The sequence below is a fragment of the Bacillus sp. SD088 genome, from assembly GCF_017355205.1.
In the GTDB taxonomy this organism is placed as follows: Bacteria; Bacillota; Bacilli; order Bacillales; family Bacillaceae_C; genus Lederbergia.
The window spans coordinates 1-11,310 of sequence record NZ_JADIJK010000019.1; the positions used below are offsets into that span (position 1 = coordinate 1).

Sequence of the window (11,310 nt, forward strand, 5' to 3'; positions counted from 1 at the left end):
AAAGAAAAGCGGAAGCGCCTATAGAAAGAAGAACGGCCTTACAATGCATGATCATAAAAAACAAACTTAGTGGAGGAAACTTTCATTGAGTTTGTTTTTTGTTTGAGCATTTAACTCCAAAGTTTAATGGAAAACAGGAGGAAACTGTGCTTTGATCGTCCCGTTCTACCCGATTCCAGCGAAAAAGCGAAAGGGCTCCTTCCTTGTTCATAGCGATTTTACAAATAGAAAGAGTATTACATTGATAGAATGGGTGTCCTGATGATTATGTAGTCGTTTGGTATCTAGAACTTGAAAGTTAAGCTTTAATCAGCTAAAGTTAAGGAAGAATGTATCATAGGGAGGTTTTAGGCATGGGACATATTCGTTTTGACTATTCCAAGGCGCTTGCTTTTTTTGGACAGCATGAAGTCGATTATTTGCAAGCAGCAGTGGAAACAGCCCATACGCAACTACAGGATAAAACAGGTGCAGGCAGTGATTTCTTAGGATGGATTGATTTGCCTGTGGAGTATGATCGTGAAGAATTCGCGCGGATTCAAAAAGCAGCCGCAAAAATAAAAGCAGACAGTGATGTTTTGCTTGTAATTGGAATTGGCGGTTCCTATCTTGGGGCTCGTGCTGCGATTGAAATGCTCAACCATAGTTTTTACAACGAACTACCTAAAGAAAAAAGACAAACACCACAAGTATTATTTGTAGGAAATAGTATTAGCTCTACATATATGCGTGATCTAATGGATTTATTGGAAGGGAAGGATTTTTCTGTCAATGTCATTTCAAAATCAGGGACAACGACTGAGCCTGCCATTGCATTCCGAATTTTCCGTAAATTATTAGAAAATAAATATGGGGCGGAAGAAGCGAAGAAGCGAATTTTCGCCACAACCGATCGTGAAAAAGGGGCACTGAAAACATTAGCGAATGAAGAAGGCTATGAAACATTTGTCATTCCTGATGATGTTGGTGGACGTTATTCAGTGTTAACGGCTGTTGGGTTATTACCGATTGCGGTTAGTGGTGTCGATATTGAAGCAATGATGAAGGGGGCGGCTGACGCTCGTGAGGCATTCAGTTCACCTGATCTAAAGGAAAATCCGGCTTATCAATATGCAGCTATCCGTAATGTTTTATACAACAAAGGAAAAACGATTGAAATGTTGATCAATTATGAACCAGGCCTGCAATATTTCGCAGAATGGTGGAAGCAATTATTCGGCGAAAGTGAAGGAAAAGATCAAAAAGGCATCTACCCTTCTTCTGCTAATTTTTCAACAGATCTTCACTCGCTTGGCCAATATGTGCAAGAAGGTCGTCGCGATCTATTCGAAACCGTCATTAAAGTAAAAAATGCCCGCCACGAACTTGTGATTGAAGGGGAAGAAAACAATCTAGACGGATTGAATTATTTAGAAGGAAAAACCATTGACTTTGTAAATGATAAAGCCTTTGAAGGAACATTGCTCGCTCATACAGATGGCGATGTACCAAATCTAGTTGTCGAGATCCCTGAAATGGACGCCTATACATTCGGGTATCTTGCCTACTTCTTTGAAAAAGCTTGTGCCGTTAGCGGCTATCTTCTTGGAGTGAATCCATTCGACCAACCAGGAGTAGAAGCCTATAAAGTAAATATGTTTGCTTTACTTGGAAAACCTGGATTTGAAGAGAAAAAAGAAGAATTGGAAAAACGTTTGTAGAAAAACTAGGTTAGAAAAAGGGCTGATCTATTATGGATCTGCCCTTTTTGGTGTGCCCGGCATGGGTGTAATTTGAACTGCTTACATTATTTCAAAATATGTTGCTTCGGTCGGAAAAACATCATCCCTTGTGCCTCCGAAAGTAAGGCCCCATATGTTTAGACACTCGAAAGCCATGCATGAGGTAATGCATTGTTCGTCTTTGGATCTTAGTATTTTAGTTATGTTCCAGCATCAAACAGGCTGTTTTTCTTCCTACAAAGTTTTTACACTATATTCAATTAAAGCCACTTATGGGATAGGGAACATACGGCTCTTCTAGTAATGCCATCTCTTCAGGTGTAAGGTTGATCGAGAGAAAGTCGTTTGGAATCGGCAGAAATGAATTTAGGTGAAAAGATCGATAAAGTGGATGCTAAAATATCGATCTTAGCAGATGAAATGATATCAACCAAAGCGGGTGTTATTTTGTTGAAAAAGGCAAAATAAATCATTTAATGGAATAAAAGCATTGAAAGCCACCATTCGTACGCTGTTAAGGATGATGACTTTATTATTACAAAAAACTTTGACAAAATCTACATTGTTTTGAAGAAAAAGATACCAGGTTCTCAAAGAATTTGGAATCTTCCGCCCCCTGTCATTAGAAGGAAAAATTTTGGGACAAGAGTACATAAGATAAAAGATTATTACATAGGATGTACAAGTTATGAGTAATTGTAAATAGAATCAAAACCTAATATTTGACCAACCATTAATAGTTATTAAGCAATTCAGAATGCTTGTGAAGCTTGGTACAGGAAGATTCAAGTCTTACTATTGATCATTCACTGACCGAAATATCTGAGTGTGCATACTACTCTGGACGATGTTTTCTAGGAAGAATTCTCCAATTAGTTTCAAATATTCTTCATCATCAAACATTTTTTTGTTTTGTAATTCCATTTCAGCCAGTCCTTCATAGGTGGAAAGGAGTACATATGTATGGTCTGGTCCAGTAATGGGCGTTAATAGATCTACCTTGTGTTCATAATGCTCATTTCGGTATTTTTTAATTTCTTTTAAATTCTCAATTCCTTCTTTAAATTTGCCCTGATGAATATCAAATGTTTGGTATACAAAAACAGGCATTTTTTTACCTCCATCGTCGTATAACTTTAATTTTTATTATTCTCTTGAACCTTTTGTTTATTCCTATCCGTTATTGTACGACCCTTTTTTCCGTTTAGACTGAACAAAAGCGCAAGTGCCTGTTCAGCGACGTACAAATTTGGATCATATCATAAGGTTGAACGGCTAAGAACGCGCCGTCCTGGCGCAACGCCGTTCTGACCAACATCCTGTTGACTTATCGTAGGAAGAAGACGTAAATTTGCTATACGCTAGGCGCTGGAGCTGGATGACAAACTTCCTGTTAGAACTTATCCATAAGCTAAAATTTTATAATTTCTTCAACATGCACAAATTCAGTAAGGAGTGGTGTTCGTGAGTGTCTTTCTTGGTTATGTTTTTCTCGGCCTTTCATTAGCTGCCCCGATAGGGCCTGTTAATGCTGCACAATTAGATAAAGGCATAAAAAGTGGTTTTTTTCATGCATGGCTTGTTGGATTAGGGGCCATGACAGCAGATGGCATTTACATGCTGGCGGTTTTTTTGGGGGTCGTACATTTTCTAGAAATCCCTTTTATGCAAACATTTTTATGGTCCTTCGGTTTTTTTGTTTTAGTGTACACAGGCATAGAAAGTTTATTAAGTGCAGGGAAAATGGCTTCCAGTGCAAGGAAAAGCGATGAATCCCGGTCAAAATCATTCCTATCCGGCTTTTTAATGTCCATTTCTAATCCATTAACGATTCTTTTTTGGCTGGGTATTTATGGCTCTGTCCTAGCGAAGACAGCCGCTGAAAATAATAAAATCGATGTCATCATTTATAGCTTTGCGATTATTGTTGGCTTGTTGGTATGGGATGTAACGATGGCGAGTGTTGCGAGCAGTTTTAGGAGGTTTTTAACAGGAAAAATCCTTTTCCTTATCTCCATTTTGTCGGGATTATCTCTTATCGGCTTTGGGCTTTATTTTGGAATTCAAGCAGTTCGCTTATTATTTCAGTAAATAACCTGAATCTGTATTGCCCCTTGGAAAAGTAAGCCAATTAGAAACACCGAAAGAACTTTTTGAACATCCTTCTAGGATCGTCCCAACCTTAATTAGATACCTTGAGGATATAGATTTTTCTTCTTTTTCTTAGTAAAATGCCTAATTACCACGACTATCACAACAATGACCACAAACAATATACTTACAAAAAAACCGGATCTGCTTGTCTTATCAATTAATGTGCCGCTAACGGCAAGTAGGATTAAAGCCATTCCGGCAAAACGTTTGACATGACCAAAACCAGTCGCTTTAATAAGCCTTGGAAAAGATATAAGGATAAAAAACCAATTATACAAAAGCATTAATCCAGCTGCTGTTGTAATGTATTCATACACACGATCGGGCATAATTCGTGACAGGACAATGGAGGCAATGAGTCCCAAAATTGTTAAGCACAAGGCAAAAGGTTGAACTTTTAGCTTCCCTTTTTTTGAAAAAAACTTAGGTGCATCTCCATCCTCAGCCAAGGTGACGACCATACTTGTAACGGCAAATAATGAAGCAGCCATAGTAGAAAAGCCGGCGATGATGATTCCGCCATTAAATACATGTGGAAAAAAAGTAATATTGTATGGTTCAAGGGCAATGACAAATGGGCTTTCTTTTGTATTAAATTGGTGCGTTGCTAACACTATCGCCAATATGAGAGACAGTAAATATATGAATGTTAACATCATTAACATGATGGTTACTGCCTTTTTTGCCTCTTCTTTCTTTTTCAATCTTACCGCCATAATCCCCATAATTTCGATACCACCAAATGCATAAAAACCGAAGATCAAGGAGGCCCACAACCCTTTCATTCCTTGAGGCATGAACTCGCGCATGTTCGTTGGGATCCTAATATCATGATGATTGCCACCAAAAAAACCAAAAAGAACGCCTATTGCAATGACAATAAACATTACAATCGCCGCTACTTTCATAACGGCAAAAATATTTTGCGTATGCTCAAATCCTTTCGTACCGATCAATACAACAATTACACCAAGAATGGCGAACCCAGAAGCAAATAACCATAGAGGAACATTTGGAAACCAGAATCGTGAGAGGATGGAAAGAGCCGTAAGTTGACTACCAGTAATCAACATTTCGGAAAACCAATACACCCACCCACTACTGAATCCTGCCCAGGGGCCGTAAGCCTTTTTAGCATAAGATCGAAAAGACCCTTGCTGGGGATCTTGAGCAGACATTTTTGCTAACGCCTCTGCGACGATATAAGTACCAATCGCTGCTAGTATAAAGGAGATAAGCATGGATGGCCCTGTCATTTTTAAGCCAATTCCCGAACCAAGAAAATAGCCTGTCCCAATAATACATCCAACCCCAAGAAGTGATAGCTGCCACCACGCTAATTTTTTCCCTTCCCTTTTATCTCCCTTCCCGCCTGCTCGTGCTGGAATTTCCATGTAAAATCCCTCCATTCATACTGAATTATTATGAACGGAGAAAATTTTATTATGTACGGCATCAAAATAAAAAAGAAAAGGGGGGTTTTTTGGACTCGTTCTTCACTTTGTCTTCTCATTTGATAAAAATAGAAGATATAAACCTAGTGCAATGAGCCATCATATAACAGATCAAAAAGGAAAATATGGTTTGTATGATAATAAAAAGGAAGCCAGTCCGCGCTTATGATAAGGACCAGGTACGAGAAACCTGTATGCAGCATTTAAAGGAACAATTACAATACCATCAACCTTCATTGATTGTTTGCCTTGGAAATGTAGCCGTACAGTCCTTCTTTCAAAATCCTGACATTGATGTTAAAGCCTTACGTGGAAATTGGCATGAGGTCAATGGTTACCAAACAACTGCTGCGTATCATCCACTTGCCGCTAAACGCCGGCCGAATTTATATCCATTACTTGTTGAAGATTTACGGTTGGCGGCAAAGGAAAACCAGAAATAACAGTGCAGTAATCAGAATAGTTCCAGTACCTAGCACTTTTAAAAATTTTCAAGCGTTCTTGCTTTGTTTCACTTGCTCTTTTCATAGGCTCTCTGGCAAGTTCTAAGGCGATCATCTGCTTATTGCTTATATACCGACCGATGATTTATAATTTATCATATAATGATTTTTTCAAATAGGATTGATTGCTTTATGGAATGCTTATGAACGAAACGTATATGTTCTAAGAAAATGCGATGGAAGAAGAGGAGCAATGGCTGGAAAGAGAACACCTACAAAACTACTGTATCGGCCTATCCAACGAACAAAAATAATGGGTCATCGACACCTTCTACAAAGGTATGACCGCCCGCGACATCGCGAAAAGGAAAACCTCTCCCTCTCCGCCATCAAAAAACGCAAAGCCGTTAAATTTGCTTAGCGTATGATGTTCGCGATTTGTCAGCACCCCTTGCGCCGCTCTATTTAGTGAAAAATGTACGTTGATAGAGCTTTTTAAGTGCTACCATATTTAAATCTAAAACGAAGGGAGTATGCTAATGACGATTATCGATAAATTAAAACTTGATCAATACAAAAACATGATTGTGATCAATCAACCAAATGACTATGATCTATTTACTGAGCAAGCGATAACCTTTAACAAAGAGCATGAGGCTATTTTTATTTTTGTCGAAACTGTGGATGAGATGGTCCAGTATACACATCAAATCATCGATAACCAACTATTACTTGATAATGGCTATTTATTTTTCGCTTACCCTAAAAAAGGCAACAGACGCTATAAAACTTTCGTTCATAGAGATGAGATTTTTCCAGCTATGAAAGTAGATGAGGATGGCTATGTTGCGGAAAGCGATTTGAAGTTCTCGCGTATGGTAAGTATGGATGATATCTTCACTGTAGTTGGGTTAAAACGTGAGAAAAAGAAAGCAAAGAAGTCATTATCAGCAAGTCAGCGAGTAGCAGATTATGAGGATAAAGTCAAAGATGTTAAAGCACTATTGGCTACTAAACCAAATCTGTTTGCTTTTTTTGAAAGCTTGACACCTGGTTACCAAAAAGGCTGGGCTCGCTACATCTTTTCTGCTAAGCAACAAAAGACAAGGGAAACACGCCAGCAGCAAATGATCGACATCCTATCACAAGGATATAAATCTATTGATTTGTACCGTCAAAAGAAGAAATAATTCGCTGGATGGGAATTAGCGGTTAAGACTTTTTTCAATTGGAACGATTGATAGTAGCGGATGCAGTGTATGGTCATTTTGGATGTTTACCATTGGAGGCCTCCACTACGTAGAAAAAGGATACCTAGCCTTCTCACTTTTAAAGTGGGAAGGCTTTTTAAAAATTAAACACAAGTAAACGATTGAATTTGTCGCAAGCTTATTCCGAAATAAGCCCATCCGAATCCAGTCCAACGGTACCCTGAGATAGAACGTCGGCCAACAAAGATTGGATAAAACCAAAACTGTTGAGAGCCCCGTAGCCATACATACGTGAATCTAAATAAACATCTTCTAATACTACCTGGATCAACTGCAAAGGTTTCTACCTGCTGGGTAGGAACAATTGATGGGGGTGGTGCAGTTGGTGCTCCTGTTTCTTGTCCTTGACCCGGTGGTGGAAATAGAGGTGGAAACCCACCAAATTGCCTTTCATAAGTTGATTGGTCATCATACACTCCCTGGTATGGAGTTGAATATAAATCGGCTTCATGAATATATGGATAATAATAATTGAGATGCATATGACTCGGATGCATAATAAGCACTCCTTTATTTTGTTATTTCACACCATCCTATTCATAGGCCATTAACCAATTAACTTGTACTCATTAAAATGTGTATTTGCCTATGTATCTAGTATAAGGAAGCTCTTGAAGCTAATGCTTTGCTTCCTTAAGGCCCGTTACTCGTCGTTAAGGAAATTATGCTTCTGTGACTTTTTCAAAATACTGATGGCACCATTAGATTCCAAATAGCAGTATGCAACTTCACGAATAGAGAAAGTCTCTGACTGCCTTAATAAACTTTGAAGTTGATTTAGATTCATGCGATTTTTCCTTAACTGTTCCCGATTGATGATCCCATTTTTGATTAAAACAGATGGTTTCCCTTCAGAGATAAGACGTATTTTTAAAAATTTTTGACTAAGGATTTCAAAAAATAACAACATGACTGCCCATAGAATCATGGAAAAGACGATATACTTTATGCCAATTTTTTCATCGTATAGTGCGTTTCCTAATAATTCTCCTAATACAATGGCGCTTATAAATGTAAAGGGTGTAATTTGATTGATTATTTTTTTGCCTAGTATTTTCACTAGAATAAATAGCATAATAAAGCCAATGATCAGTTCAATTGTCAAATCTAAAAAATTCACAGCACTTTTAGCCCCATTCATTCAAAGGTTATTACCAACATTAACCATTTTGATTGAAAATAAACCTGTACTAGGGCTATCTGAAAGGTAAGGATCAAATTGATGAACAGAGGATAAACGGCTAAATGCGCCATGTCCTGTGGCAACGCCGTTTTGACCAACGTTCTGTTTGCCTAAATTCGCGCCATCCTGTCGCCACGCCTTTGTGACTTGCGTCCTGCAGGCCTGAATAATTTATTTGTTTTTAGACCAAAATAATCGTAGTGGCTGAAAATTACTGTTTTGAAAGAAATGGCGTGAAGATATGATCCAAAAATACAAATTATCGATGACGGCAATTTTAAAAAAGTTATATAACTCCAAAAAACAACTAGCCTATACCATACATAAGCAGTCAACAAATAGGCAGAGAGATTATTTCGTTACGGTTATTACTCCCGTTTATAATGGGGAGAAGTTTTTAAAAAAGTCGATTGAATCTGTTATGAAGCAAACGCTTGACTTTAAAAATATCGAGTACATACTCATTGATGATTGTTCGACAGATCGTTCAAAGGAAATTTTATTAGATTTTGTAAAAAGGCATGAGAATATTACGGTAGTTTCGTTAGATTGTCAGTCTGGTTCACCTGGTCGTCCACGTAATATTGGGATGGAATTAGCCAGTGCACCCTATATCACGTTTCTAGATGCGGACGATTGGCTTGATCCAAATGGCTTGCAAGTGCTTTATGAGATTTTAGAAGAAACAGGCGATCCATATGTTGTAGGAAGAACCATCAAAGTAGACAATGGAGGAACGAAAATAGTTGGTGAACACCAATGTTGTAAAGAAAGGAGAAGTGTTTCTCCATTTTCCATCCCGCATATTTTTCACCATCTGGGTCCGACTGCAAGAATGATGCGAGCGAGTTTGCTTAAAGAGCGACAGATACAGTTTCCTGAGATGAAATTCGCGGAAGATAAACAATTTTTTATTGATGTCCTAACAAGTTGTAAAACCATCTCCACGACGACAAAGCCGATTTATTATGCCAATCGCCTGGATGAAACGAAAAAAACCCGCTTAACGAATCAAACCAATATTTTACAAAAAACAAATTATAATGTACAAATCGTCCATTACATTTTAAACCGGAAATTTGATCTTGAGATTGAGAAAATGATTGTGAATCGAATGTATGAATTTGATTTAATGAGGCGACTTTTTACGACACAACATTTTCAAAACACAAAATTTAAACGGCTGTATTTTTTTAAGTTCAAGCAAATTTTGAAGACAACCAGAAAATTAACCTATGATTTTTCGGAGAATTTTTTTGAACCCATTCACAAAGTGATATATGAATTGATACGTGAGGGCAAGTTTAGTACAGTAATAAAACTGTTGGAGTGGGATAGATCCATCAAGGTAAAAGAAGTGGTGATAAAAAATCGGAAGGCTTATTTTGTGATTCCTTTTCTTGAGGAAAAATATAAATACATTCCTTTACCCATATACATCACCTTTAAAGAACATTATTGTCAAGAGAACCAATACATTCTTCATTTTCATGTGTATGGTGATGACATCCATTCTATAACAGATGTATTGATTCGGGATGGGAAAAATGCCCATAATGACTTTGTGTTACCAGTGAAAATAAATGAAAATGGCGAAGGAACGATCGAGATCCAATTAGACTCATTAAAAGATTTACCACCTGCCTACTACTCCATTTTCGTAAGATATAACGATTATATGAAAATAAATATACGGCAACGAATTAAAGATGAAATAAAACATCGTTACCAAAAACGAGAATTCACTTTTTGTCATACACCCTTTTCTAATGTGGCTCTTAAAATAAACGCAAATGTTAAGTAGCAGGTATGATCTGATTAAAAAGTGAAAGGAGGTGCTTATGAAAATTTATAGTAAGAAGGAGAAGGAAACAATCATGTCTCATCATCAAGAAAAGGACGTGAAGGTTTGGGCGCGGCTGATCCAATATTTCTAAAAAACAATCCAATGATAATGATTATAATCCCAGCAACATCGAATAGAATGTCGTATAAAAATTGGTTTGGACCAGGTTTTACATGATGAATTTGTAATATGTGGTGATTTAAAATACCTTCAATTAAATTAAAAAATCCAGCTCCAAGAAATATGCCACTTAAAAAGGTGAACTTATTATTTTTTGAATCTGATGGATCGCTTTTCCATAATATAATCGCACCTATAAAAATAACAATTGTAACAAACAAATGAAACAATCCATCACTAACTATTTGATTGAAACGGTCAGTGTGCATGTAAATACTGTGCCATTGTAATATTTGATGAAAAAGAATGCCATCCATCATTCCAATTGTTCCGATTCCTAATAATAATGACCCTACAAAGGTTGATCTCATAACAAGGCCTCCTAGAATATTGACTATTTTATATGATTTCCGTATGTCAAAAGATTATTCGTCGATTACATGCATGTACCCGCTTGAACTGCTCCAACTGATAGCTTTAGGTAGGGGAAGGGTGTATTGCTATAACTTTTAAACATTTTTGATAGTTCCTATCAAGGTAAGAACCGAGCCAACAGCCTGGATCCATCCGCCAGCTGCATTAATAAGTTCACCATCAGATTTTTTGAGGTTCTTTATTCCACCAATACCCTGCATGGAATTACCAATGACCTGCAGCAAGTTTCCATAGATATCATAAAAAGCATCTTCGGTAAGTTCCTCATTCAGTGCATCTGCGAAGGAAAGGCTTCCACCTGCTGCTTGGATGAGGTTTCCTTTAATATTCAGCTCTGTTTCCACTTTTTCACTAACATCTGCCAAAAATCCCACGACAACTACCAGATTTCCTACCGCTTGAATCTTATTACCAAATTTGTCTAGGGAAACTTCTTCTTCACTGTCCGCAACCAAAGCGTTTCCTGTTGCCTGTAAGACATTTCCCCATAGATCAAGATAGGAGGAGAATGCTTCATTTCTTACTACTGATGGGGAGTAATTCACTAGAGGCATTTGAAGTGAAAACGTTGATTTGACGTCATTTTAGGGAAACATAAAATGGGTGAAATGATTAAAAATCAATAGGTTCCCCGCCAAAATCCCGCCAAAGGGATTGGAGGGGAAGAGGGATATTGTGTAAAA

The 11,310-nt window shown here is 37.6% G+C and carries 12 protein-coding genes; 6 read left to right on the plus strand and 6 right to left on the minus strand.

Features of this window, described 5'->3' with window-relative positions; all coding sequences use genetic code 11:
• The first annotated feature begins 353 nt into the window (after positions 1-353).
• Together IPU53_RS16300 and IPU53_RS25310 are read left to right on the plus strand one after the other, a co-directional pair.
• Complete coding sequence (locus IPU53_RS16300) at positions 354-1,700, plus strand: glucose-6-phosphate isomerase (protein WP_207452086.1); 1,347 nt, start codon at positions 354-356, stop codon at positions 1,698-1,700.
• A 366-nt stretch (positions 1,701-2,066) separates the two neighbouring features.
• Positions 2,067-2,189, plus strand: coding sequence for a hypothetical protein (locus IPU53_RS25310; RefSeq protein ID WP_278253302.1), 123 nt, complete (start codon positions 2,067-2,069; stop codon positions 2,187-2,189).
• A 327-nt stretch (positions 2,190-2,516) separates the two neighbouring features.
• On the opposite strand, the gene IPU53_RS16305 is transcribed toward IPU53_RS25310, so the two are convergent.
• Positions 2,517-2,831 (minus strand): hypothetical protein, encoded by a 315-nt coding sequence (locus tag IPU53_RS16305; protein ID WP_207452087.1) that lies wholly within the window; start codon positions 2,829-2,831, stop codon positions 2,517-2,519.
• Between the two features lie 354 nt (positions 2,832-3,185).
• Here IPU53_RS16305 and IPU53_RS16310 point away from each other — a divergent pair, with 354 nt between their 5' ends.
• Positions 3,186-3,812, plus strand: a complete 627-nt coding sequence (locus tag IPU53_RS16310; protein ID WP_207452088.1) for a LysE family transporter — start codon at positions 3,186-3,188, stop codon at positions 3,810-3,812.
• A 95-nt stretch (positions 3,813-3,907) separates the two neighbouring features.
• Here the strand turns inward: IPU53_RS16310 and IPU53_RS16315 are convergent, their stop codons facing one another.
• Positions 3,908-5,269: an amino acid permease gene (locus IPU53_RS16315; protein ID WP_207452089.1), complete on the minus strand. Its 1,362-nt coding sequence runs from the start codon at positions 5,267-5,269 to the stop codon at positions 3,908-3,910.
• Positions 5,270-5,463: 194 nt separating this feature from the next.
• On the opposite strand from IPU53_RS16315, the gene IPU53_RS16320 reads away from it, so the two are divergent.
• Positions 5,464-5,772: a uracil-DNA glycosylase family protein gene (locus IPU53_RS16320; protein WP_242698355.1), complete on the plus strand. Its 309-nt coding sequence runs from the start codon at positions 5,464-5,466 to the stop codon at positions 5,770-5,772.
• Between the two features lie 539 nt (positions 5,773-6,311).
• A complete protein-coding gene (locus tag IPU53_RS16325) occupies positions 6,312-6,962 on the plus strand; it encodes a YdeI/OmpD-associated family protein (RefSeq protein WP_207452091.1) in 651 nt (216 codons plus the stop codon).
• Positions 6,963-7,126: 164 nt separating this feature from the next.
• On the opposite strand, the gene IPU53_RS16330 is transcribed toward IPU53_RS16325, so the two are convergent.
• Both IPU53_RS16330 and IPU53_RS16335 read right to left on the minus strand, forming a co-directional pair.
• Positions 7,127-7,540 carry a hypothetical protein gene (locus IPU53_RS16330; RefSeq protein ID WP_207452092.1) on the minus strand — a complete coding sequence of 138 codons (414 nt, stop codon included), beginning with the start codon at positions 7,538-7,540 and terminating at the stop codon, positions 7,127-7,129.
• 146 nt (positions 7,541-7,686) lie between these two features.
• Positions 7,687-8,163 (minus strand): DUF421 domain-containing protein, encoded by a 477-nt coding sequence (locus tag IPU53_RS16335; RefSeq protein WP_207452093.1) that lies wholly within the window; start codon positions 8,161-8,163, stop codon positions 7,687-7,689.
• 304 nt (positions 8,164-8,467) lie between these two features.
• Here IPU53_RS16335 and IPU53_RS16340 point away from each other — a divergent pair, with 304 nt between their 5' ends.
• Positions 8,468-10,030, plus strand: coding sequence for a glycosyltransferase family 2 protein (locus IPU53_RS16340; protein ID WP_207452094.1), 1,563 nt, complete (start codon positions 8,468-8,470; stop codon positions 10,028-10,030).
• Positions 10,031-10,101: 71 nt separating this feature from the next.
• Here IPU53_RS16340 and IPU53_RS16345 read toward each other — a convergent pair whose 3' ends face one another.
• Both IPU53_RS16345 and IPU53_RS16350 read right to left on the minus strand, forming a co-directional pair.
• A complete protein-coding gene (locus tag IPU53_RS16345; RefSeq protein ID WP_207452095.1) occupies positions 10,102-10,563 on the minus strand; it encodes a DUF2243 domain-containing protein in 462 nt (153 codons plus the stop codon).
• Positions 10,564-10,701: 138 nt separating this feature from the next.
• The gene (locus IPU53_RS16350) at positions 10,702-11,181 is read right to left on the minus strand and encodes a DUF6944 family repetitive protein (protein ID WP_396019957.1); all 480 of its coding nucleotides are present in this window, start codon (positions 11,179-11,181) and stop codon (positions 10,702-10,704) included.
• Positions 11,182-11,310 lie beyond the last annotated feature (129 nt).